The organism is Oleiagrimonas sp. C23AA (assembly GCF_011759385.1).
GTDB lineage: Bacteria > Pseudomonadota > Gammaproteobacteria > Xanthomonadales > Rhodanobacteraceae > Oleiagrimonas.
Genome location: NZ_JAARLY010000001.1, coordinates 82,863 through 105,254, shown reverse-complemented (window position 1 = coordinate 105,254; position 22,392 = coordinate 82,863). Strand labels below are relative to the sequence as shown.

General features: G+C 65.7%; 21 protein-coding genes and 1 pseudogene. 8 read left to right on the top strand and 14 right to left on the bottom strand.

The window, feature by feature from the left end:
- Positions 1-75: 75 nt before the first annotated feature.
- Positions 76-339 (top strand): 30S ribosomal protein S20, encoded by a 264-nt coding sequence (gene rpsT / locus HBF24_RS00470; protein WP_167167323.1) that lies wholly within the window; start codon positions 76-78, stop codon positions 337-339.
- Between the two features lie 171 nt (positions 340-510).
- On the opposite strand, the gene cgtA is transcribed toward rpsT, so the two are convergent.
- The 3 genes from cgtA to rplU form a co-directional block, all read right to left on the bottom strand.
- The gene (gene cgtA, locus HBF24_RS00465) at positions 511-1,605 is read right to left on the bottom strand and encodes an Obg family GTPase CgtA (RefSeq protein ID WP_167167320.1); all 1,095 of its coding nucleotides are present in this window, start codon (positions 1,603-1,605) and stop codon (positions 511-513) included.
- 227 nt (positions 1,606-1,832) lie between these two features.
- The gene (gene rpmA, locus HBF24_RS00460) at positions 1,833-2,090 is read right to left on the bottom strand and encodes a 50S ribosomal protein L27 (protein WP_167167316.1); all 258 of its coding nucleotides are present in this window, start codon (positions 2,088-2,090) and stop codon (positions 1,833-1,835) included.
- 15 nt (positions 2,091-2,105) lie between these two features.
- On the bottom strand, positions 2,106-2,426 hold the full coding sequence (gene rplU, locus HBF24_RS00455) for a 50S ribosomal protein L21 (RefSeq protein WP_167167313.1): 321 nt from the start codon (positions 2,424-2,426) through the stop codon (positions 2,106-2,108).
- A gap of 259 nt (positions 2,427-2,685) precedes the next feature.
- Between rplU and uvrA the strand changes: the two genes are divergently transcribed.
- From uvrA to HBF24_RS00435, 4 genes are all read left to right on the top strand, one after another.
- Positions 2,686-5,547: an excinuclease ABC subunit UvrA gene (uvrA, locus tag HBF24_RS00450; RefSeq protein WP_167167310.1), complete on the top strand. Its 2,862-nt coding sequence runs from the start codon at positions 2,686-2,688 to the stop codon at positions 5,545-5,547.
- A 2-nt stretch (positions 5,548-5,549) separates the two neighbouring features.
- Positions 5,550-5,972 (top strand): thioesterase family protein, encoded by a 423-nt coding sequence (locus tag HBF24_RS00445; RefSeq protein ID WP_167167307.1) that lies wholly within the window; start codon positions 5,550-5,552, stop codon positions 5,970-5,972.
- A 108-nt stretch (positions 5,973-6,080) separates the two neighbouring features.
- Positions 6,081-7,514, top strand: a complete 1,434-nt coding sequence (locus tag HBF24_RS00440; RefSeq protein WP_167167304.1) for a DUF4139 domain-containing protein — start codon at positions 6,081-6,083, stop codon at positions 7,512-7,514.
- A 52-nt stretch (positions 7,515-7,566) separates the two neighbouring features.
- On the top strand, positions 7,567-8,319 hold the full coding sequence (locus HBF24_RS00435; protein ID WP_167167301.1) for an enoyl-CoA hydratase/isomerase family protein: 753 nt from the start codon (positions 7,567-7,569) through the stop codon (positions 8,317-8,319).
- 56 nt (positions 8,320-8,375) lie between these two features.
- Here the strand turns inward: HBF24_RS00435 and HBF24_RS00430 are convergent, their stop codons facing one another.
- From HBF24_RS00430 to HBF24_RS00410, 4 genes and pseudogenes are all read right to left on the bottom strand, one after another.
- Positions 8,376-8,939, bottom strand: coding sequence for a YdeI/OmpD-associated family protein (locus tag HBF24_RS00430; RefSeq protein ID WP_167167299.1), 564 nt, complete (start codon positions 8,937-8,939; stop codon positions 8,376-8,378).
- 18 nt (positions 8,940-8,957) lie between these two features.
- Positions 8,958-9,800, bottom strand: coding sequence for a sulfurtransferase (locus tag HBF24_RS00425; RefSeq protein WP_167167297.1), 843 nt, complete (start codon positions 9,798-9,800; stop codon positions 8,958-8,960).
- Positions 9,797-10,593 (bottom strand): annotated as a pseudogene (locus HBF24_RS00420) (CoA pyrophosphatase). Before HBF24_RS00420 ends, HBF24_RS00425 begins: the two are co-directional and overlap by 4 nt.
- A gap of 51 nt (positions 10,594-10,644) precedes the next feature.
- Positions 10,645-11,364 carry an FKBP-type peptidyl-prolyl cis-trans isomerase gene (locus HBF24_RS00410; RefSeq protein ID WP_240922026.1) on the bottom strand — a complete coding sequence of 240 codons (720 nt, stop codon included), beginning with the start codon at positions 11,362-11,364 and terminating at the stop codon, positions 10,645-10,647.
- A 173-nt stretch (positions 11,365-11,537) separates the two neighbouring features.
- On the opposite strand from HBF24_RS00410, the gene HBF24_RS00405 reads away from it, so the two are divergent.
- Both HBF24_RS00405 and HBF24_RS00400 read left to right on the top strand, forming a co-directional pair.
- Positions 11,538-12,320 (top strand): enoyl-CoA hydratase-related protein, encoded by a 783-nt coding sequence (locus HBF24_RS00405; RefSeq protein WP_167167293.1) that lies wholly within the window; start codon positions 11,538-11,540, stop codon positions 12,318-12,320.
- Between the two features lie 17 nt (positions 12,321-12,337).
- The gene (locus HBF24_RS00400; protein ID WP_167167291.1) at positions 12,338-13,135 is read left to right on the top strand and encodes a GDSL-type esterase/lipase family protein; all 798 of its coding nucleotides are present in this window, start codon (positions 12,338-12,340) and stop codon (positions 13,133-13,135) included.
- A 2-nt stretch (positions 13,136-13,137) separates the two neighbouring features.
- Here the strand turns inward: HBF24_RS00400 and HBF24_RS00395 are convergent, their stop codons facing one another.
- The 6 genes from HBF24_RS00395 to HBF24_RS00370 form a co-directional block, all read right to left on the bottom strand.
- Complete coding sequence (locus tag HBF24_RS00395) at positions 13,138-13,659, bottom strand: metallophosphoesterase family protein (protein ID WP_167167290.1); 522 nt, start codon at positions 13,657-13,659, stop codon at positions 13,138-13,140.
- 1 nt (position 13,660) lies between these two features.
- On the bottom strand, positions 13,661-14,563 hold the full coding sequence (locus HBF24_RS00390; RefSeq protein WP_167168654.1) for a DUF1684 domain-containing protein: 903 nt from the start codon (positions 14,561-14,563) through the stop codon (positions 13,661-13,663).
- Positions 14,564-14,639: 76 nt separating this feature from the next.
- Positions 14,640-16,523, bottom strand: coding sequence for a DNA mismatch repair endonuclease MutL (gene mutL / locus HBF24_RS00385; RefSeq protein WP_167167288.1), 1,884 nt, complete (start codon positions 16,521-16,523; stop codon positions 14,640-14,642).
- A 71-nt stretch (positions 16,524-16,594) separates the two neighbouring features.
- On the bottom strand, positions 16,595-18,007 hold the full coding sequence (locus HBF24_RS00380; protein WP_167167286.1) for an N-acetylmuramoyl-L-alanine amidase: 1,413 nt from the start codon (positions 18,005-18,007) through the stop codon (positions 16,595-16,597).
- Between the two features lie 178 nt (positions 18,008-18,185).
- Positions 18,186-18,668, bottom strand: a complete 483-nt coding sequence (gene tsaE / locus HBF24_RS00375; protein ID WP_167167284.1) for a tRNA (adenosine(37)-N6)-threonylcarbamoyltransferase complex ATPase subunit type 1 TsaE — start codon at positions 18,666-18,668, stop codon at positions 18,186-18,188.
- A complete protein-coding gene (locus HBF24_RS00370; protein ID WP_167167282.1) occupies positions 18,661-20,139 on the bottom strand; it encodes an NAD(P)H-hydrate dehydratase in 1,479 nt (492 codons plus the stop codon). Before HBF24_RS00370 ends, tsaE begins: the two co-directional genes overlap by 8 nt.
- Before the next feature lie 61 nt (positions 20,140-20,200).
- Here HBF24_RS00370 and queG point away from each other — a divergent pair, with 61 nt between their 5' ends.
- On the top strand, positions 20,201-21,286 hold the full coding sequence (queG, locus tag HBF24_RS00365; RefSeq protein ID WP_167167280.1) for a tRNA epoxyqueuosine(34) reductase QueG: 1,086 nt from the start codon (positions 20,201-20,203) through the stop codon (positions 21,284-21,286).
- Between the two features lie 12 nt (positions 21,287-21,298).
- Here queG and queA read toward each other — a convergent pair whose 3' ends face one another.
- A complete protein-coding gene (gene queA / locus HBF24_RS00360; protein ID WP_167167278.1) occupies positions 21,299-22,348 on the bottom strand; it encodes a tRNA preQ1(34) S-adenosylmethionine ribosyltransferase-isomerase QueA in 1,050 nt (349 codons plus the stop codon).
- Positions 22,349-22,392: the final 44 nt, after the last annotated feature.

Below are 22,392 nucleotides of genomic sequence, written 5' to 3'. Positions count from 1 at the left end.
CAAAGGCATTGACGACCCTACAAAAACACCACATAATTAACGCCTTTTTTCAACCAGCCGAATTGGAGTCATCCCTTGGCTAACATCAAGTCTGCGAAGAAGCGCGCGCGTCAGTCGGAGCAGAATCGTCTGCGCAACGCTAGCGCCCGCTCCATGGTGCGCACTGCGCTGAAGAAGGTCGTCAAGGCGATCGAGACCAACGACAAGGCCGCTGCCGAGTCCGCTTACAAGGCCGCCGTGCCGCTGATGGATCGCTACGCCGCTCGCGGCCTGATCCATGAGAACAAGGCTGCTCGCCACAAGAGCCGCCTGAACGCCAAGATCCGCGCGCTGGCCTAAACCGCCAGTCGCCGCCTTGCGGCAAAAAAAGCCGGCCTTGGCCGGCTTTTTTGCGTGCCTGCGATTTGCCATCGGGATGCGGTCACTCCCTGCAGCGACGCGCGCCGGCGAGGTGCGCATCGATCGACGCGCACCCGCCTTCAACCGCATCGCCGCACGCGGCATCACGCCTTAAGCGCCCTCACCCGGAGCCGCATCGGCCTCGCCACGCGCACGCACGTCGTCCAGCACACCCTCGCGCGCCAAGCGCTGCTTTTCACGCTCGGCGTCGAAGAACTGCTGCACCTTGTGGCAGATATCGCGCGTGCCTTCACGTGACGCGGCCGACATCACGAACCACGGCGCCTGCCAGTCCAACTGCTCCAGAATCTCGTCCACACGCGCCTGGCGCGCCTCGTCGTCGAGCAGATCGGCCTTGTTGAGCAGCAGCCAGCGCGGACGCTCCAGCAGCTTTTCGTCGAACTTGCCCAGCTCGTGCTCGATGGCACGCACCTGCTCGACCGGATCGGAACCATCGATCGGCAGCATGTCGACCACGTGCAGCAGCAGACTGGTGCGCGAAACATGGCGCAGGAACTGGATGCCCAGGCCGGCGCCGTCGGCCGCACCCTCGATCAGCCCCGGAATATCGGCAATCACGAAGCTGCGATCGGCCTCGATGCGCACCACACCCAGATTCGGATGCAACGTGGTGAACGGGTAATCGGCCACGCGCGGCGTCGCCGCCGACACCGCGCGAATGAAGGTCGACTTGCCGGCATTGGGAAAGCCCAGCAAACCGACATCGGCCAGCAGCTTGAGCTCCAGCTTCAGCTGACGCTCCTCGCCCGGCGTGCCATGCGTGAACTGGCGCGGCGCGCGGTTGGTAGAGCTCTTGAAGTGAATGTTGCCCAGGCCACCTTTGCCGCCCTGCGCCACCAACAGGCGCTCGCCATGCTTGGTGAGGTCGCCGATGATCTCGTCGGTTTCGACATTGGTGACCACGGTACCGATCGGCACGCGCACCACAATATCCTCGCCGCCCTTGCCGTACATGTCGCTACCCATGCCGTTCTGGCCGCGCGGCGCCTTGTAGACGCGCTGGTGACGGAAATCGATCAGCGTGTTGAGGCCCTCATCGGCCTCCAGCCACACCGAACCACCGTTGCCGCCATCGCCGCCGTTGGGACCGCCAAAGGGGATGTATTTTTCGCGACGGAAGCTCATGCAGCCATCGCCGCCGTTGCCGGCATTTACACGGATGACCGCTTCATCGACGAATTTCATAGACCAGCCAGGAGTGGGTAACGTGAAAGACGACGGACCACCGCCGCCTTCAGCGACAACATCCGCCATGCAAAGATGATAGGACAAAAAAGACGGCCACTTATGGCCGCCTTGGGCCGACCAGCGGGCCGCATGGCGGCGCATTCACACAACGCGCCCTGCCACACAAACGAAAAACCCCGCCGAAGCGGGGCTTTTCTTAAAGCTCTGGCGAGCGATGCGGCCAATCAGGCCTGCACCACCTCGACGAACTTGCGGTTCTTCGCGCCACGGGTGCGGAAGCTGACCTTGCCGTCGACCAGTGCGAACAGCGTGTGGTCACGACCCAGGCCCACACCATCGCCGGCATGGAACTTGGTGCCGCGCTGACGCACGATGATGTTGCCGGCCTCGACGGCCTGACCGCCATAAATCTTGACGCCCAGGTACTTCGGATTGGAGTCGCGGCCGTTACGGCTGGAACCTACGCCCTTTTTATGTGCCATGGTGTCTGACTCCTCTTACTTGGAACCGCCGGTGATACCGGTGATTTCGATTTCGGTGTAGTGCTGACGGTGGCCCTGCTGCTTCATGTGGTGCTTGCGGCGGCGGAACTTGACGATACGAACCTTGTCGCCGCGGCCGTGCTTGCGCACCTTCGCGCTGACCACGGCACCGTCCACCAGCGGCGCACCCAGGGTGACGCCTTCGCCTTCACCGACCATCAGGACCTGGTCGAATTCGATGATGCTATCCACGTCGGCGTCGAGCTTCTCCACGCGCAGGTATTCACCCTGCATCACGCGGTACTGCTTGCCGCCGGTCTTGATGACTGCGTACATAGGAATTATCCCTTCTGTCGTTCTTCTTGAGGGTGTTACAGGTGTTGCGAACACGCGATTATAGCGACGCACTGCAGCAAAGACAACTGCCCGCACACAGTGTGAACAGGCCGTCTCAGGCCCTGAAACGCGCCTTGCTATAGTGCTCGATCACCCCACATAAGGGGTTTGCCGCCGCCCGTGCCGCAGGCTTTTTCCATGAGCCCACGGCACGCCCGTGCGCTGCGGCCTTTCTCGATTTTACGACCCGAGGCCTGTGATGAGTCCGATCCGCATCCGCGGCGCCCGCACCCACAATCTGAAGAACCTGGACCTGGACCTGCCGCGCGACCAGCTGATCGTGATCACCGGTCTGTCCGGCTCGGGCAAGAGCTCACTGGCCTTCGACACCATCTACGCCGAGGGCCAGCGCCGTTATGTCGAGTCGCTGTCGGCCTACGCGCGCCAGTTCCTGTCGATCATGGAAAAGCCGGACATCGATTCCATCGAGGGTCTGTCGCCGGCCATCTCCATCGAGCAGAAGTCGACCTCGCACAATCCGCGCTCGACCGTCGGCACCATCACCGAAATCTACGATTACCTGCGCCTTTTATATGCCCGTGTCGGCACGCCGCGCTGCCCGGACCACGGCATCCCGCTGGAGGCGCAGACGGTCAGTCAGATGGTCGATGCCACGCTGGCGCTGGATACCTCCAAGCGCTGGATGCTGCTGGCGCCGGTGATCCGCGAGCGCAAGGGCGAGCATGCCCAGGTGTTCGAGCAGCTGCGCGCGCAGGGCTTCGTGCGCACGCGTGTCGATGGCGAAGTGTACGACCTTGATGCCATCCCGGCGCTGGCGCTGCGCCAGAAGCACACCATCGAGGCGGTGATCGACCGTTTCCGCGTGCGCGAGGACATCAAGCAGCGCCTGGCCGAGTCGTTCGAAACCGCGCTCAGGCTGGGCGATGGCCTGGTCATCGTCGCCGACCTGGATGACGCCTCGACACCCGAACAGCTGTTTTCCTCGCGCTACGCCTGTCCGATCTGCGACTACTCGCTGCCGGAACTGGAACCGCGCCTGTTCTCGTTCAATTCGCCGATCGGCGCCTGCCCGTCGTGCGATGGCCTGGGCGTGACCCAGGTATTCGACCCCGAGCGCGTGGTGCGTCATCCCGAGCTGTCGCTGGCCGGCGGCGCGGTGCGCGGCTGGGACCGGCGCAATGCGCATTACTTCCAGTTGATCCTGTCGCTGGCCAAGCACTACGGCTTCGACGTCGACACACCGTGGCGCGACCTGCCCGAAGCGGTCCGCAAGGTGGTGCTGCGCGGCTCCGGCGATGAAGTGATCGCCTTTCGCTACATCACCGAGCGCGGCGGCAAGGTCACCCGCGAGCACCGCTTCGAGGGCATCCTGCCGAACCTGGAACGTCGGTATCGCGAGACCGAGTCCTCGGCGGTGCGCGAGGAACTGGGCAAGTACATTGCCGAGCTGCCGTGCCCGGCCTGCGAGGGCCAGCGCCTGAACCGCGCCGCGCGCAATGTGTTCGTGGCCGATCACAACCTGCCGCAGATCACCGCCTGGGCCATCGATGAGGCGCAGAACTTCTTCACCGGTCTGACCCTGCCCGGCTGGCGCGGCGAGATCGCCACCAAGATCGTCAAGGAAATCCGCGAGCGCCTGGATTTTCTGGTCGACGTCGGCCTGGATTACCTCAACCTGGAACGCAAGGCCGATTCGCTTTCGGGCGGCGAGGCCCAGCGTATCCGTCTGGCCAGCCAGATCGGCGCCGGCCTGGTCGGCGTGATGTATGTGCTGGATGAGCCGTCCATTGGCCTGCACCAGCGCGACAACGAACGCCTGCTGGGCACGCTGACGCGCCTGCGCGACCTGGGCAATACGGTGATCGTGGTTGAGCACGACGAGGACGCCATCCGCGCCGCCGACCACATTCTGGACATCGGCCCCGGCGCCGGCGTGCACGGTGGTGAGATCGTCGCCCAGGGTTCGCTGGACGACGTGCTCGGTTCGGAGCGCTCGCTGACCGGCCAGTATCTCTCCGGGCAACGCGCCATCGAGGTGCCGACCGAGCGCCGCGTACAGGAAGATGCCGATTCCTGGCTGCATATTCGCGGCGCGCGCGGCAACAATCTGAAAGGCGTGGACCTTTCCATTCCGGCGGGGTTGTTTACCTGCGTCACTGGTGTTTCCGGCTCCGGCAAGTCGACGCTGATCAACGACACCCTGTATCGCATTGCCGCCGCCGAACTCAACGGCGCCAGCGGTCAGCCGGCGCCGCACGATGCGGTGCAGAACCTGGAGCTGTTCGACAAGGTGGTCGATATCGACCAGTCGCCGATCGGCCGCACGCCACGCTCCAACCCGGCCACCTACACCGGCCTGTTCACGCCGCTGCGCGAACTGTTCGCGCAGGTGCCCGAAGCCCGTGCCCGCGGTTATACGCCGGGCCGCTTCAGCTTCAACGTGCGCGGCGGCCGCTGCGAGGCCTGCGAAGGCGACGGCCTGCTGAAGGTGGAAATGCACTTCCTGCCTGACGTGTACGTGCCGTGCGACGTATGCCAGGGCAAGCGCTACAACCGGGAAACACTGGAGATCCTCTACAAGGGCCACACCATCGCCGATGTGCTGGGGATGACGGTGGAGGATGCACACAAGCTGTTCGAAAACGTGCCGACCATCGCCCGCAAGCTGGCCACCTTGCGAGCGGTGGGCCTGGACTACATCAAGCTGGGCCAGAGCGCGACCACGCTGTCCGGCGGCGAGGCGCAGCGCGTGAAGCTGTCGCGCGAGCTGTCCAAACGCGACACTGGCCGCACGCTGTACATCCTGGACGAGCCGACCACCGGCCTGCATTTCTACGACATCGAGCAACTGCTCGACGTGCTGCACCAGCTCACCGACAACGGCAGCACGGTGGTGGTGATCGAGCACAACCTGGATGTGATCAAGACCGCCGACTGGATCGTCGACTTAGGTCCAGAGGGCGGCGCAGGCGGTGGCACCATCATCGGCGCCGGCACACCCGAGGCCATCGCCGCCAACCCCGACTCGTACACCGGCCGCTTCCTGAAACCCTACCTGCCGGCGGCAGCCACCTCCTCACGGAAGAAGAAAAAAGCCTGACCATGAGCGAAACCAAGCCTACCGACGCCCCGCTATTCAGCGCCCCCATCGAAGTGCGCTGGCGCGACCTGGATGCGTTCAATCACGTCAATAACTCCAACTACCTCACCTATCTGGAAGAAGCACGCCTTAAGTGGCTCAAGCACGTGCCGGGCGAGTGGTTCAGTGAAACCGCTATGCCGGTGCTGGCCGCCAGCCAGATCAACTACCGCCGCCCGATCGAATGGCCGGCGCGTATCGCCGTTGAGCTTTACTGTGACCGCTTGGGCTCCAGCTCGGCCACCATCGGCCATCGCATCGTGGGTGCCGACGATAGCGACACGCTGTACAGCGACGGCCATGTGGTGATGGTCTGGATGAACCCGAGCACCGGCAAGCCGGTAAACCTGCCCGAAGCGATTCGCCACGCCCTGGGTGGTGAGTAGCAGCGCACAAATCGAACGCGCGGACTCACATTTCGCGCGTTCACATTCACCTCATTTACATGCGCGGCGGCTATGATGGAGCGGTTACCCAAACAGGCCTGCCGCCCCATGCGTCGAACCCTCCTCGCCCTCGCGCTCGCCAGCCTCACCGCCGCCCCCGCGCTTGCCGCCGACGGCCCCTCGCTGACGCTTTATCACACCGGCAACGACCAGCTGTTCCAGGGCAATGCCGCCAGCGTCGATGCCGGTTATGCCGTGGTGCATGAAATGCGCACGCTGCATCTGAACTCCGGCACGCAAGACGTGGTGGTGGGCAACCTGCCCGATTATCTGGACCCCGAAGCGGTGGCGCTGAGCTTTCCCAGCGACCGCAAGACCCAGGTGCTGTCGCAGCGCCTGCTGCTGTCGCAAGGCCACAACGGCACCTTGACCGGCCATATCGGCAAGCAGGTCACGGTGCTGGGCAACAACGGCCAGAACCTGGTGCAGGGCACGCTGGTCGCGGTCGGTGCCGACGGCAGCCTGACCATCGGCGGCGATGTGTTTGGCCCCACCGTGGTGCGCAACTACGGCGCCATCAAGCTTACCGGCGGACAGGTGGGCGGTGGTTCGCGCCTGCAACTGCGGGTCAAGAGCCACGACTCGGACGACGTCGACGCCAACCTCACCTATCCCACCGCCGGCCTGGCCTGGCGCGCGTCCTACGCGGCCATGCTGCAGCCGGGCCACAGCTGCCGTGTGCAGCTGAAGGCGCAGGCCTCCATTGCCAACCGCAGCGGCCGCTCGTGGAAGGACGTGGCGCTGAAACTGGTCGCTGGCAAGCCTTCGTTTGCCACCGAATCCAACGCGCCGCGACCGATGATGATGATGGCCAAATCGGCCAGCACACCGCAGCAGTCCACGCTGGATGACTACCGCAGCTTCACCCTGGACGGGCGCATCGACCTGCCCAATGGCAGCGTCACCCTGACCCCGTTGTACGACACGCACACCTTCGACTGCGACCGCAGCTGGGTGTACGAAACCGGCCGCCAGTGGCAGCCCTCGCAACCGATGCTGAGCGAGAACTTCACCAACGGCAGCGACAACGGTTCGATCAGCAGCGAGCTGCGCCTGCGCGCCTTCGATACCTTCCCGGCCGGTGTGATGCGGGTATGGACGCGTGACAAGGACGGTCATGCCGAGTTTCTGGGTCAGGGGCCGGTCGACGACACGCCCAAGGGTCGCATGATCGCCCTGACGCTGGGCCAGTCATTCGACCTCAAGGGCCAGCGCCAGCGCACCAGCTTCCATTTGAGCCGTGCCGCGCGCACGCTCGATGAAGCCTTCCGCGTCACCCTGAGCAACGCCGGGGACGTCAAGCGCACCGTCATGGTCATCGAGCACCCCAGCCGCTGGAATCACTGGACGCTGACCTCGTCCAGCCAGTCGCCGGCGCAGCAAAACGACAACACGCTCAGCTTCAAGGTGGACGTGCCGGCCAAGGGCAAGGCCACACTGGACTACGCGCTGCGCTACAGCTGGTCGCCGGGCGACGATTGAGCGATAGTGACCCACCCGGCCCGCTGACGGCCGCCCTGGCGGAGACTCCTCCATGCTCGAGACCCATTTCCACGGCAACGTGCTGGAGCTGAGGCTGGCCCGGCCTCCGGTCAATGCGCTGGACACCGCGCTGCTGCGCACGCTGGCCGTCAGCATACGCAAGGCGCCCAGGGACGGGGCCAAGGGCATTATTCTGTCTGGCGCGCCGGGCATGTTCTCGGCCGGCGTGGACGTACCGGCGCTGCTGGCACTGGACCGTGACGGCGTGCGCGGCTTCTGGCGCGATTTTTTCGACACCTGCTGCGCGCTGGCGCAGTCACCGATTCCGGTGGTCGCCGCCATCAGCGGCCATGCCCCGGCCGGAGGCGCGGTACTGTCGCTGTTCTGCGACTACCGCATCATGGCCGAGGGCCCATTCCGCATTGGCCTCAATGAAGTACAGGTAGGCCTGCCCGTGCCCGAGGCCATCCAGATGGCGCTGCGCCGCGTGGTCGGTGCCTATCGTGCCGAACGCCTGATGGTGGCCGGCGCCATGCCTGAAGCGGCCCAGGCGCTGGCACTGGGGCTGGTCGATGAACTCACCACCCAGGAACAGGTCACCACCCGCGCCCGTCACTGGCTGGACGAGCTGCTCAAGTTGCCCAGCCACGCCATGCTGGCCACCCGGCGCCTGGCTCGTGCCGATCTGATGGAAGCCTATGCCGACCTGGACGCCCTGCCGGTCGACAGTTTCATGGAAGCCTTCTATCACCCGGAAACCCAGGCCACGCTCAAGGCCTTGGTGGCACGCCTCAAGAACAAATAAATCACTTCAGGCGCCTCCCGGCATAACGCGTTGCCATGCCTGCATGGCGCGGACGATCAGCGCCGCTCCTGAAAGCCCCGGCCCGCGTAAATGGCCGGCATCGCCTTCTCGATGCGCCTGGCGCGCGTGGCCGACTGCTTGGCCGAGGCAAAGTGATGCAGGTAGCCGCGCCGACGTCCCGGCGTCAGCGCCTGGAACGCACGTGCGAAACGAGGGTCACTGTCGAACTTGGCCTTCAGCTCATCGGGCACGGGGTAATCGGCCGTCGTCTTCGGCGTCATGCGGCGCCCGGCCTCGCGCAAGGCCATGGCTTCGCGCACATAGGCACGAATGGTGTCCGCCTCGGCCGCGATATCCTCGGCCCGGGTGAACTTCATCACCCGCCCGGCGTGCGACTGACCCAGTTGCTCCAGTCGCTGCTCGGGGTCTTTCAGCAGTGCGCCCTGAAAAAACCCCAGGGCGAAGTACGCCTTGAAGCCCTGCAATATGACGATGTTCTTGCCCGCGTGCACATAGGTGGGTTTGCCCCATTTGCACGTTTCGCGCATGCCCATGTCGGCCAGCACCGAGCGCATCTGCTCAATCTCGGTGTGCCACTGCGAGCGATAAGCCATTTCCATGCGCCAACGCTCCCGCTTTCAGTCGTTGCGTTCCACCGGTCGCGAAGCGTCGGCCACCCAGCCACTCCAGGATGGCGCAAACAGGCGCGAGCCATGCAGCCCGGCCACCTCCATCGCCAACAGATTGTGGCAGGCGGTCACCCCGGAACCACACATGTGCACGACGCCATCGGCGCGCCCTTCCGGCAGCAACGCGCCAAAGGCGGCACGCAGGGTTTCGGCCGGGCGAAACCGACCGTGTTCGTCCAGGTTCTCGGCGAACGGGCGATTGCGCGCACCTGGCACGTGGCCGGCGACCGGGTCCAGCGGCTCGACCTGGCCGGCAAAGCGCGGCGCGGCACGGGCATCGAGAATACGCGGTGCATCGAGCAGCCCATCAGCGCTGAGCGTCGCCGAGGCATCAAAGCGCATGCCCGGCACGGGCTCGCAGGCGGCGCGCTCGGGCATCCGGTCAGTCAGCGGCAAGCCGGCACTGATCCATGCGCCCAGGCCGCCATCGAGCACCGCCGCATCCAGCCCCAGCGCGCGCGCCATCCACCAGCAGCGCGCCGCCGCCAGTGCACCGCCCGCATCATCGTAGGCGACCAGCGCCAACCCCGGCCGCCAGCCCCAACGCGCCAGTTTGGCGGCAAAATCGGCCGCCTGCGGCAACGGATGGCGCCCTTGTGTGGCCGGCTGCATGTGATCGGAAAGATCTTCGTCCAGATGCGCATACACGGCGCCGGGCAAATGCGCCTTGGCGTACTCGCGCCGGCCTTGGGCCGGATCGGCCAGATCAAACCGGCAATCGACGATCAACACCGCCTCCGGCGCCATCGCGGCCAGCTCCGGCGCTTCGATCAGTGGCTGCTTGATGTTCACAGGCACCCCATGCGTTTGAGCAGATTGGTGATCATGGCGGCGGTGGCGCCCCAGATGCGATGGCCGTCGAAGTGAAACTCGACCATCGCGCGCTCACGGCCGCGGTAATTCATGGTGTAGCGACGAAGATTGGCCGGGTCCAGGAAAAAGTCCAGCGGCACTTCGAACACCGTGTCGACCTCGGACGGGTCCGGCCGCCATGGCGGCCGCTCGGCGGCGACACGCGCCACCACCGGAGTCACCACGAAGCCACTGATGGTCTCAAAGCAATCGAGAAAGCCGATCGGCGTCACGGCATGGCCCGGCAGGCCGATTTCCTCTTCGGTTTCGCGCAGCGCCGTGGCAATGATGTCGGCGTCATGCGCTTCCACGCCGCCGCCGGGAAAAGCTACCTGCCCGGCGTGCTGACGCAGATGGGCGGTGCGCTCGGTGAGCACCAGGCGAGGTTCGCGCTCGTCGATCAGCGGCACCAGCACCGCCGCCTCGCGCTCGGGCGGGCCGTCCAGCAGGTCGCGCAACTGGGCATGATTCCAGCCTGGCGGCCGGGGTGGTTCGGAAAGCGGCCTGAGGGCCGGCAGCACGGCATCGATGCCGGCGCGCATCAGGCGTCCTCGCGCTCGGGCAGCACGTGATCCATCAAATAGGCGCGTTCGTCGTTGTTCATCAGGCCCCAGCGGGCAATTTCATCGCCGCTGCGCAGACAACCCTTGCACAGGCCACGATGATCAAGTTCGCAAATGCCGATGCACGGGGTCAGCGGCGGCGGCGCCATGGGAGAGGAAGCAAAAGCCATGTCAACGATGCTAGCCCAAAAGCGCGCACGACGGCACGCCCCTGGCGCGACCTATTTCACCCCGATCAGCTCGATCTCGAAGATCAGTACCTCGTTGGGGCCGATACGCGGCAACTCGCCGTGCTGGCCATAGGCCTGCGCCGGTGGAATGAATACCTTCCACTTGCCGCCCACACGCATGCGCGGCAGCACATCGCGCCAGCCCGGCAGCATCTTGTCGACCGGATAGGACACCGAATGCCCGTGCGCATAGGAGCTGTCGAACTCCATGCCGTTGATCAGCGAGCCGCGATAATTGACCACCACGGTGCTGTGCACGCCCGGGTGCGCACCAGAACCCTTTTTAAGCACCTTGTACTGCACGCCCGATGGCAAGGTGGTGATGCCGTCGCGCTTGGCGTTGGCCTTGAGAAAGGCCTGGCTCTTGGCGGCATTGGTACTGGCCTGCTTGAGAAATGCCTGACGCGCCTCGCCGCGCATCTGCTGCTCCAACGCCTCGAGCTGGTCGCGCATGGCATCCATCGACACCGATGGCGACTTGTTGGCATAGGCATCGCGCAGCCCCTGGATCAGCCGGCTGATATCCACATCCGGATGGCCACCGGAAAATCGACTACCGATGCGGTAGCCGATGGCGTAGGAAAGCGTGTGGGTATTGAGTGCTACCGGCTGGGAACCGGCATCGCCGGGCGCATGGGAATGGGCCTGGCCGGCGAATGCCGGCGCGGCCACCACCGCGGCCAGCAGCATCAGCGAAAAGCGTGGTCTCATGCGTGTCTCCGTGCCGGTCCTGCGTGTCGCTCCCCGGCACATCCTAAGCCATGGTGCCGATCGCAAGCGTCGAGCACACCTCGTGGGGTTGGAAAACAGCCCGCAGCAAAGGTTCCCGGCGCCACGGTGTGGGCGGTTATCATCGTAGGGCTTTTCATCCACCGGAGGGGCTCATGGCCTATCGCAACCTGCTCGTGTCCGACCGTGGCGCGGTGCGCACCATCACCGCCAATCGTCCCGACAAGCTCAACGCCCTCAATCGCGAAACGCTCAACGAACTGACCCTGGCCTTCGGCCAGGCTGCGCAGGATGACGCCGTGCGCTGCGTGGTGCTCACCGGTGCCGGCGACAAGGCCTTCGTGGCCGGTGCCGACATCGCCGAAATGAACGGCTACACGCCGCTTCAGGGCCAGGCCTTTTCGGCCACCGGCCAGCAGCTGATGAGTCGCATCGAACGCCTGGGCAAGCCGGTGATCGCGCGCATTCCCGGTTACGCGCTGGGCGGTGGCATGGAGCTGGCCATGGCCTGTCATCTGCGCATCGCCTCGGAGAAGGCGCGCTTTGGCCAGCCGGAGATCAACCTCGGCCTGATTCCGGGCTTCGGCGGCACCCAGCGTCTGCTGCGCCTGGCCGGACGCGGCGCGGCACTGGAGCTGTGCCTGCTGGGCAAGCAGATCAATGCCGAGCGCGCGCAGGAACTGGGCATCGTCACCCAGGTGGTGGCACCCGAGGGTCTGGACGAGGCGGTGCAGGCCGTGGCCGATCAGCTGGCCGCCTCGGCGCCCTGCGCGGCGGCCGGCATACTGGACGCGGTGCTGCAAGGAGGCGAAACCGGTATCGACCAGGGTTTGTCCTATGAAACCCAGGGCTTTGCGCTGTGCTTTGCCACCGAGGACATGCGCGAAGGCACCACGGCGTTCCTGGAACGGCGCAACCCTGAGTTCAAGGGCCGCTGAGGCTGTCGGAGCACGCCATGCTTGCATCACTGATTCTTTCCGCCGCGCTGGCGGCCACGCCGCAGGCCATCGCACCACCGGCCACCCCCCACGCCGGCCAGGGCGCGGTCGGCGTGGTCGACCATCCGTGCCAGTCCGAGCCCAGCATGAAGCAGGCCGGCGGCTGGGGCCCTTGGCACACCTGGCTGTACGCACACGACTACGGCCAGCTGTGCTACTACCGCGCGCAGAACGCCAAGCTGGGGTCGCCTTCGCCAGCGCATCCGCGTGTGGTGTTCATGGGCGACTCGATCACCGAGGTCTGGAAGCAACGCGATCCGGGCTTTTTCACCGATGGACGCATCGACCGTGGCATCAGCGGCCAGACCACGCCGCAGATGCTGGTGCGCTTTCGTCAGGATGTGATCGACCTGCATCCGGCAGCCGTGCACATCATGGCCGGCACCAATGACATTGCCGGCAATACCGGCGCCTCCACGCTGCAAACGGTGGAAGGCCATATCGCCAGCATGGCGGAACTGGCGCACGCCCACGGCATCGCGGTGATCCTGGCCTCGGTGCCGCCGACCACGCATTTTGGCTGGCAGCCGAAGGTGAAGCCGGCGCCGGTGATCGCCAGGCTCAACCGCTGGATCGCCGCGTATGCGGCCCGCCATCACTACGTGTATGTCGATTATCACCGCGCCATGAGCACGCCATCGGGCGCCATGAAGCCCGGCTACGCGGCCGATGGCGTGCATCCCACGGCCAAGGGCTTTTCGGTGATGGATCCGCTGACGCTGAAAGCCATCGCCAAGGCATTGCACTCACGCTGACGCTAGAGCGGAAAACGCATCAGCTCGAGCTGCCAGCCGTCGTCGCTGGCATCGAGCCTGATGCAGCTGGGGCCGCCGTAGGTGCGCTGGCGACCGGCGGCGCCGGCATTGAGCACCCAGGGTGTGGTGTCGTCATCGATCAGTGCACGATGACTGTGTCCGTAGAAAATGGCGCGCGCCCCGGGAAACTGGGCGCGCAGCCTGGCGTGGCGCGCCTTGGCCGGCCAGGCATCACCGTGCACCACCACCAGTTCGCCGCCGGGCAAATCCAGACGCGCCTCGATGGGCAGCGCCTCACGCGCAGATACGGCGCCCTTCCAGCGTTTGGCGTCATCGTTGTTGCCGCTGACCGCCACCAAGCGTGCTGCCCTTGCTGTCAGCGTCTCGAGCACATCTTCGGCACCGATATCGCCCCCGTGCACGGCGATGTCATCGGCGCCGATCAGTTCGGCAATACGCGCATCCAGTACGCCGTGCGTGTCCGACAACAGCCAGACACGCTGCGTCTTGCCGGCATCGCTCACCTTATTCCTCGTGGCCGCGATATTTCTTCTCGCCCGCGGTGACGCGCAGGTCCAGACGATTTTCAGGCGGTGCCAGCGGGCAGGTGGCAAACGAGGTGAAGGCGCACGGTGGGTTGTAGGCCTTGTTGAAGTCGATCACCACATGGCCGTTCTGCGGCTTGTCGACGTAAATGAAACGCGCCGCGCCGTAGGTTTCCTTGCCACTGGTGGCATCGGCGAACACCAGGAAGTATTGCTCGTCGCCCGGCGCCTCGATGATCGGATACAGCGTGTAGGTGTGCCCGTCACGCGTGAACACCGCCTTGCCCGGCACCGGCACCTTGTCGACCGTTCCGATCACCGAGCCCATTTCCAGCGTGCGCGGCGGATCGAACGGCACCCACTTGGCGACCACACGCCAGGACGGATCGATGGGGAAATAGTCGATACCCAGGAAGTGCTTTCTCGTCGGCGCCTGGGTGTCCTTCACGCGCAAGCCTTTGCGGCCGTCGCGATCGATCAGGTAGAAACCAACGGTACCGAACGCCACAGTGGTCGGCTTGGCGTGGCTGTCATCGCGCAACGTCGCTTCATGCTCGTGCTTGCCGTCGATGGTGACGCCCTTGGCATCGCCGGCCAGGGTCAGCTGGACGCTGCCGTCCTTGCGCCAGTCGATGGTGCCCAGATGCGCCGGCGCCTTGTCGATGACAATGGCATTGTCCTTGGCGCTGCCGACCGTATTGGCTCCGGGGCTGAGCCAATCCAGCGCGACCAGGCTCAACCAGCCGTGCGGCGCGGTCAGCCGCTGCACACGGGCATGGCGCCAGGCTTCAATGGAATGGGTGTACGAAGACGTATCGGCAGCACTCACGCAGGTCACAACTCCAAACAGGGTGGCGGCAATCAACAGGCGATGACGGAACATGCGCATGAACGGGTGCCCCTTTTAAAAAGTGATATCGGCAGTATAGACGGCTGTGCCTTCTCGGGCAGGCAACGACTCAGCGGCCGCGATTGAACAGGCGATCGAGCTCGTGCATGCCCAGCTGCACCCAGGTCGGGCGGCCGTGGTTGCACTGGCCGGAGCGCTCGGTAACTTCCATCTCGCGCAGCAGCGCATTCATTTCGGCGATGGTCAGGCGCCGACCGGCACGCACCGAACCGTGGCAGGCCATGGTCGACAGCAGCTCGTTCTCCACTTCCTCCAGCCGCCGCGAATGACCGTGCTGGGCCAGCTCACCCAGGACATCGCGGGTCAACTCGCTGACATCGGCGCCCTCCAGCAGTGCCGGAATGCGCCGCACGATCACCGCCTGCGGACCGGTACGCGACAGCTCCAGCCCCCATGCCGCCAGCGCGTCGGCATGCTCTTCGGCCGCGCTGGCCTCGCGCTCGCTTACCGACAGCGCCAGCGGTACCAGCAGCAGCTGCGAGCGCAGATTCTGCGTGGCGCGTCCGTTTTTCAGGCGCTCGTAGGTGATGCGCTCGTGCGCGGCATGCATATCGACCAGAATCATGCCGTGCGCGTTTTCGGCCAGCACGAAAATACCCTTGAGCTGCGCCAGCGCGTAACCCAGCGGCGGGATGTCGGCATCGTCCTCCGCCTCGCCTTCAGCTCCGGAGGGCTGCGCCGAACCACGCCCGGGCATGCCGGGCATATCACCCAACTGCGCCGGCGACGACGCGTTTGCGCGCGAAGCGCCGCCCTGCCCGGCCAGCGTGGCGTAATCGGCCAGCGGTGCGTCACGCACGCCCAGCGACAGCGGCGTCTGTCCGCGCCATTCCTGGCGATAGGCCACCGCACCGCCCGCCTCACTGGATGACACAGGCGCTTCGTCCCGCGTGCCGGCCAGCGCCGCCACCGGCTGTGAAGCGATGTTGCCGGCGCGGGTCTGCGCCAGCGCTTCGTGCAGGGTACGGAACAGAAAATCGTGGACCAGGCGCTGCTCCCGAAAGCGCACCTCGTGCTTGGCCGGGTGCACGTTCACGTCTACGCCCAGCGGGTCCAGCTCCAGAAACAAGACGAAGGCCGGATGGCGGCCATGGAACAGCACGTCGGCGTATGCCTGGCGCACCGCATGCGCCACGGTGCGATCGCGCACCATGCGTCCATTGACGTAGAAATACTGATGATCGGCCTGGCCGCGCGAGGCGGTGGGCAAGCCGACCCAGCCATACAGGCGCATGCCGGCGCCACGGTGATCGACGCGTAGGCTGTTGCCGGCAAAGTCGTCGCCCATGACCTGCGCCACGCGCTCCAAGGCTGCACCCAGGTCGTGCGCGGCGCGCATCACGCGCACCGGCTTGCCGTTGTGGCTGAGGCGAAACTCGATGCCCTCACGGGCCAGCGCCAGCGTCTTCAGCAATTCGTCGATGTGGTTGAACTCGGTGCGCTCGGCGCGCATGAACTTGCGCCGCGCCGGTACGTTGTAGAACAGGTCGCGCACCTCGACGCTGGTGCCCGTCGGATGCTGCGCCGGGCGCGCTTCACGCAGGGCGCCGCCATCGACCTCGATGCGAAATGCCGCCGGCGCCTCATCCTGGCGCGAAGTCAGCGCAAAACGCGCCACCGACGACACAGAGGCCAGGGCCTCGCCACGAAAGCCCATCGTCGCCACGCATTCCAGGTCGTCGAAGCTGCCGATCTTGCTGGTGGCGTGTGAGGCCACCGCCAGCGGCAGTTCGTCCGGATGGATGCCATCGCCATTGTCGCGTACGCGGATCAGCCTTGCGCCGCCGGCCTCGATATCCACATCCACCCGCGTGGCGCCGGCATCCAGGCTGTTCTCGACCAGCTCCTTGACCACCGAGGCCGGACGCTCGATCACCTCGCCGGCGGCGATCTGGTTGATCAGTTCAGGGGGAAGCGGACGAATCGACGACATGGGACACCTGCATCAAGCAAGCCCCAAGGATACTGCGCGCAGGCCGGTGATCGCGACCGTGGCGGCGCCGATCAGGAAGTGGGAATGGCCAGCACGGCGCCGGCCTGCACGGTGTCGGACTGCATCTTGTTGAGCGTTTTGAGCGCCGTCATGCTGACCCCGTACTGGCGCGCGATGCCCGACAGCGTCTCGCCCCGGCGTACCCTGTGCAGATCCTGCACCTGAGCGTCGGGCGCCATACCACCGGGCTTGCCGTGCTCGACCGGATGCGACGCGGTCGACGCCACTTTCATGCCGTGGCGCTTGGCCCATTGCGCGGCAAACCAGGTGCCCGGCGGCGGCTGGGTGCGGAAATACTTCCTCACGCCACCCAAAATGGCCTTGGCCAGCACCTCGCGATGCCTGGGGCTGCGCAGCTTGCGCTCTTCGACCGGATTGGTGATGAATGCCGTTTCGACCAGGATCGAAGGCACATCCGGCGAGCGCAGCACCACGAAGTTGGCGTGCTCAATATGATCGCGATGCGTTGGCCCGATACGCGCCAGCGAATGGAACACATCCCCGGCAACCACCTTGCTGGCCTGCATGGCGTAGCCCTGCTGCAGATCCAGCAGCACCGCCGCCAACGTGTCGTCCTTGTCATCCAGCGACACACCACCGATCAGGTCGGCGCGGTTCTCGCGGTCGGCCAGCCAGCGCGCCGCCTCGCTGGTCTTGCCGCGTGGTGACAGCACCCACACCGACGAGCCCTTGGCATCGGCACTGCGGAAGGCATCAGCATGGATGGAAATGAACAGGTCGGCATTGTTCTGGCGTGCGATCTCAAAACGGCGCTTGAGTGGGATGAAGTAATCACCATCACGCGTCAGCACCGCCTTCATGCCTGGCTGCTTGTCGACCAGTCGCGCCAGGTCCTTGGCCACAGCCAGAGTGACGGTTTTCTCTTTCAGGCCCGAGGGCCCGTGCGACCCCGGATCCTTGCCGCCATGCCCGGCGTCGATGGCCACAATCACCTTGCGCTCGTGCGCTGGCGAGCTTGCGGCAGTGACCGGCGCCGCCTTGGCCACCGCCGGCATCTTCTTGCCCTTGGGATAAAGGTCCACCACCAGCCGATAGCCGCTGCCATCGGAGGGTTTGAGCACGAAGCTTTTGGGATGTGTGGCGCCATTCAAATCCAGCACCAGACGGGTCCCATGCGGGCGGCGCCCGGTACGTACATCCTTCAGCAGGCCTGATCCGCCGGGCCCGTCAAAGCCGTGCCGAATCTGGCTGTCGGCAAGATCCAGCACCACCCGATGCGGGTTGTCCAGCTGGAACAGCTTGTATTTGACCGGCCCGGACAGCTCGAACACCAGCCGCGTGTAGTCCTTGCCGGACCACACCCGCGCGCCCTGCACATCGGCCGCATGCACCGGGCACGCGACCACGCTCGCGATGCACACCGCGAACATCAGCAAGCCCAGCTGCCAGATCGTCCCTCGCATGGGCCGCAGTGATACCGCAAAGAGCTACGCTTTGCAAGACAATTTCCCTTTGCAATCCGAGTGATGCACCTGATTTGTAAGAAGTCACATCGACTTCATTGGGCTTCAGGCAGGCAACCCGATGCGGCCTGTCACACATCGAAGCGCGCAAGCCATAAAAGAAGAAACGCCTTTATATTCAGCTTATTGCCGCTTCGCCTGGCACGCGCGAAAGCCACGCCCGGGCGCGCGCCGACTGCGCCCGCAGCTCGATGTTTCGGCCGGCGCCTTGGTAATCCAGCTGCACCACGACATCGGCCGGTGGCAAGGCACCGGCGCCCCGCTCGGGCCACTCCACCAGCACCAGCGCGGAAGCTTCGGCCAGCGATTCCAGGCCCAGCCATTCCAGCTCACCGGGATCGGCAATGCGATACAGATCCAGATGCCAGGCGCGCCGCCCGTCGGGCAGGTCGTAGGACTCGACCAGGCTGTAGGTAGGACTCTTGATGCGCTCGCCCGCGCCCAGTGCCGTGAGCAAGGCGCGGGTGAAAGCGGTCTTGCCGGCACCCAGTTCGCCATGCAGGTAGATCACCATGCCGGCATCCAGCGCGTCGGCCATGCGCGCCCCCAGCGCATCGGTAACAGCCGCATCGGTCAGGGTCAGGTACAGCGCGTCAGTCATGTCGGTTCACTTCGGCACGCAATGGCGCCAGCAGCTCGGTGGCGATCAGGCCGCGCTCGCCGTTGCGGGCGGCCACATCACCAGCGCGCGCGTGCGCGGCCACGCCGGTCACGGCGGCCTCCCAGGCCGACAGGTGCTGCGCACGCAGGGCGGCAATGACACCGGTGAGCAGATCGCCCATGCCGCCCGAGGCCATGCCCGGATTGCCCCACGGGCATACCGCCACGCGCCCTTGCGGATCGGCCACCAGCGAGCCGGCGCCCTTCAGCACGGCGACCGCGTGATAGCGTGAGGCCAACTGACGCACCGCGTTGAAGCGATCAGCCTGGATGCTGGCCGTGTCGGTATCGAGCAGACGCGCCGCCTCGCCCGGATGCGGGGTCAGGATGGTGTCTTCGTGCAGCGCGCGCGGTGCACTGGCCAAAAGGTTCAGGCCATCGGCATCCAGCACCAGCGGCAAGCCACTGTCGATGGCGCGATGCCACAGGCTGCGGCCCCAATCGCCCTGCCCGAGCCCGGGCCCCAGCGCCAGCACGCTGGCCTTGTCCAGCAAGGCCTTGAGCGCGCCCACATCGTCCACCGCATGCGCCATCAGCTCCGGCCGGGCGGCACCGATCGGCAACAGGTTATCGCTACGCGTGGCGATGCTGACCAGCCCGGCGCCGGTACGAAGCGCGGCTTCGCCGGTCATGCGGATGGCGCCGCTGGTGCCGTGGTCACCGCCGATGCACAGCACATGGCCGTGCGCGCCCTTGTGGCTGTCAAAATCGCGCCTGGGCAGCGTCGGCAGCGCCATCAGCATGGCATCGGGCGCGTGTTGCGCACGGGCCGATTCGGGGATGTCCAGCGAAAACAGGTGCCGCTCGCCGGCGCAATCGGCGCCCTTGGCGGTGAACAGGCCGCGCTTGTGGGCGACAAACGTCGGCGTCACCGCCGCCTTGACCGTCGCACCGAGCATGGCGCCGCTGTCGGCGGCCAGGCCGGAAGGAATATCCAGCGCCAGCACCGGCGCCGAATGCGCGTTGATGGCTTCGATCAGCCGCTTTGGCAAGCCTTCCGGCGCGCGCGAAAGCCCAGTGCCAAACAGCGCATCGACCAGCACGTCGGCGGTGGGCAATGCGACGTCGGCGTCCTTGCCCAGCACCTTCACCGGCACACCGGCATCGATACAGGCCTGGCGCGCCTTGCCGGCGTCACCGCTGGAGCTTTCGCTGACAGCCAGCACGGTGACCTTGCGCCCGGCACGCACGGCGATCGCGGCCAGCTCGAAACCATCGCCGCCGTTGTTGCCCGGCCCACACGCCACCACGATGCGTTGCGCCTGCGGCCAGCGCGCGGCCAGCAGCTGCCAGGCGCCCTGCGCGGCGCGCTGCATCAGCGTGTAGCCGTCGATGCCGATCACGTCGATGGCGTGACGGTCGAAATCGCGCACCTGCGCGGCGGTGTAGAGGCGTCGGTCGTGGCTTGGCATAACGGCGCCGATTATACGCGGAGCCTTCGGGCCCAAGGGGTGCAGCATTTACAATGCGCTCATGAGCGCCTGCGCCGACACTCTGGATTACGCCGATCTGGCCCGCGACATCAAACGCTGGGCCGGCGAGCTGGGCTTTGCCGAAACCGGCATCACCGGCGTGCGTCTGGGCGAAGACGAAGCGCACCTGCAACGCTGGCTGGAAGAGGGCCATCACGGCGAGATGGACTACATGGCCCGCCACGGCACCAAGCGCAGCCGGCCCGATGAGCTGGAGCCGGGGACCATCCGCGTGATTTGTGTGCGCATGGACCACATGCCCCCGGGCGTGCGCCATGCCTGGGACGTGATCGGCGACGGCGATGCCGGCTACGTGGCCCGCTACACGCTGGGCCGCGACTACCACAAACTGATGCGCGCACGCCTGCAGAAACTGGCCAAACGCATTGGCGAAGCGGTGGGCGAATTCGGCTACCGCGCCTTTGTCGATTCGGCGCCGGTGCTGGAAAAGGCGCTGGCACGCAATGCGGGCCTGGGCTGGATCGGCAAGCACACGCTGCTGTTGTCCAACCGCGCCGGCTCGTGGTTCTTGCTGGGCGAGCTGTTCACCGACCTGCCGCTGCCGATGGACGAGCCGGCCACGGCACACTGCGGCAGCTGCACGCGCTGCATCGACATCTGCCCCACCGGCGCCATTCTCGGCCCCGGCAAGCTGGATGCGCGGCGCTGCATTTCCTACCTGACGATCGAGCTGAAGGGATCGATTCCCGAACCGTTGCGCGCACCGATGGGCAATCGCATCTTCGGCTGCGACGACTGCCAGCTGATCTGCCCGTGGAACAAATTCTCCAAGCTGGCCACCGAGCCGGATTTCGCACCGCGTCACGGCCTGGATGGCCCGCGCCTGATCGACCTGTTCGCCTGGGATGAAGCCACGTTCCTGGCGCGTACCGAAGGCATGGCGATCCGCCGCACCGGCTACGAAGGCTGGCTGCGCAACGTGGCGGTGGCGCTGGGCAACGCGCCGTGGTCACAGGCCAGCGTCGATGCGCTCAAGGCGCGCGCCGACCATGCCTCGCCGGTGGTGCGTGAGCACGTGGCCTGGGCGCTTGCGCAGCAGGCGGCCAGGCGCGCGTCGTCGGACTAAACGCTTTACGCCTCAGGCGGCGTCGCTGGTGCCGGGACCGCCGGGCAGAATCAGCATGGCATCGCCGTAGGAAAAGAAGCGATAGCGCTGCGCAACTGCGTGGCGATACGAGGCCAGCATGTAGTCCTGCCCGGCCAGCGCCGAGACCAGCATCAGCAGCGTCGACTCGGGCAGGTGGAAGTTGGTGATCAACGCATCGATGGCACTGAAGCGATAGCCGGGGAAGATGAAGATCTGCGTTTCCCCGGCAAACGGATGCAGCTTGCCCTCCACACACGCACTTTCCAGCGCGCGCACCACCGTGGTGCCCACGGCGATAACGCGGCCACCGTTGGCGCGGGTGCGGGCAATTTTTTCCACCAGCTCGGCGCCCACGTTCAGCCACTCGCGATGCATGGTGTGCTCTTCCACGCGCTCGGCACGCATAGGCTGAAAAGTGCCGGCGCCGACATGCAGCGTCACGTAGCCGGTATCCACGCCCATGTCGCTGATGCGCTGGAGCAGCACCTCGTCGAAATGCAGACCCGCCGTGGGTGCGGCCACCGCCCCCGGCTCGCGGGCGAACACGGTCTGGTAGCGCTCGGCATCGGCCTCGCTGTCCTCGCGCTCGATATACGGCGGCAGCGGCATGTGGCCCACGCGCAGCAGCACCTTTTCCAGCGGCTCCTCGGTCTCAAAACGCAGCTTGAAGAACGCGCCATCGCGACCGAGCACGGTGATCTTAGTGCCGTCATCCAGAATGATCCGGCCGCCTTCCTTGGGCTTCTTGCTGACCCCCAATTGCGCGCGCGCTTCGTGGCTGCCCGTCACGCGCTCGATCAAAATCTCCACCGCGCCACCGGTTTCCTTGCGGCCGAAAAGACGCGCCGGCAGCACGCGGGTGTCGTTGAATACCAGCAAGTCGCCCGGCTCAAGAAGATCGGGCAAGTCGCGGAACAGGCGGTCATCACGCGTTTGCGCCTTGGGATCGAGTACCAGCAGACGGCTGGCCGAGCGCTCGGGCAACGGCGCCTGGGCGATCAGCTCTGGCGGCAGGTCGAAATGGAAATCGGCTTTTTTCACTTGAGATAAGGACAATGGCGAGTCGGGAATGGGGAATGTCGCCC

Coding starts and splice junctions, on each gene's coding strand:
- cgtA (WP_167167320.1), bottom strand. CDS start 1,605: ATGAAATTCGTCGATGAAGCGGTCATCCGTGTAAATGCCGGCAACGGC.
- rpmA (WP_167167316.1), bottom strand. CDS start 2,090: ATGGCACATAAAAAGGGCGTAGGTTCCAGCCGTAACGGCCGCGACTCC.
- rplU (WP_167167313.1), bottom strand. CDS start 2,426: ATGTACGCAGTCATCAAGACCGGCGGCAAGCAGTACCGCGTGATGCAG.
- uvrA (WP_167167310.1), top strand. CDS start 2,686: ATGAGTCCGATCCGCATCCGCGGCGCCCGCACCCACAATCTGAAGAAC.
- HBF24_RS00445 (WP_167167307.1), top strand. CDS start 5,550: ATGAGCGAAACCAAGCCTACCGACGCCCCGCTATTCAGCGCCCCCATC.
- HBF24_RS00440 (WP_167167304.1), top strand. CDS start 6,081: ATGCGTCGAACCCTCCTCGCCCTCGCGCTCGCCAGCCTCACCGCCGCC.
- HBF24_RS00435 (WP_167167301.1), top strand. CDS start 7,567: ATGCTCGAGACCCATTTCCACGGCAACGTGCTGGAGCTGAGGCTGGCC.
- HBF24_RS00430 (WP_167167299.1), bottom strand. CDS start 8,939: ATGGAAATGGCTTATCGCTCGCAGTGGCACACCGAGATTGAGCAGATG.
- HBF24_RS00410 (WP_240922026.1), bottom strand. CDS start 11,364: ATGAGACCACGCTTTTCGCTGATGCTGCTGGCCGCGGTGGTGGCCGCG.
- HBF24_RS00405 (WP_167167293.1), top strand. CDS start 11,538: ATGGCCTATCGCAACCTGCTCGTGTCCGACCGTGGCGCGGTGCGCACC.
- HBF24_RS00400 (WP_167167291.1), top strand. CDS start 12,338: ATGCTTGCATCACTGATTCTTTCCGCCGCGCTGGCGGCCACGCCGCAG.
- HBF24_RS00390 (WP_167168654.1), bottom strand. CDS start 14,563: ATGTTCCGTCATCGCCTGTTGATTGCCGCCACCCTGTTTGGAGTTGTG.
- mutL (WP_167167288.1), bottom strand. CDS start 16,523: ATGTCGTCGATTCGTCCGCTTCCCCCTGAACTGATCAACCAGATCGCC.
- HBF24_RS00380 (WP_167167286.1), bottom strand. CDS start 18,007: ATGCGAGGGACGATCTGGCAGCTGGGCTTGCTGATGTTCGCGGTGTGC.
- tsaE (WP_167167284.1), bottom strand. CDS start 18,668: ATGACTGACGCGCTGTACCTGACCCTGACCGATGCGGCTGTTACCGAT.
- HBF24_RS00370 (WP_167167282.1), bottom strand. CDS start 20,139: ATGCCAAGCCACGACCGACGCCTCTACACCGCCGCGCAGGTGCGCGAT.
- queG (WP_167167280.1), top strand. CDS start 20,201: ATGAGCGCCTGCGCCGACACTCTGGATTACGCCGATCTGGCCCGCGAC.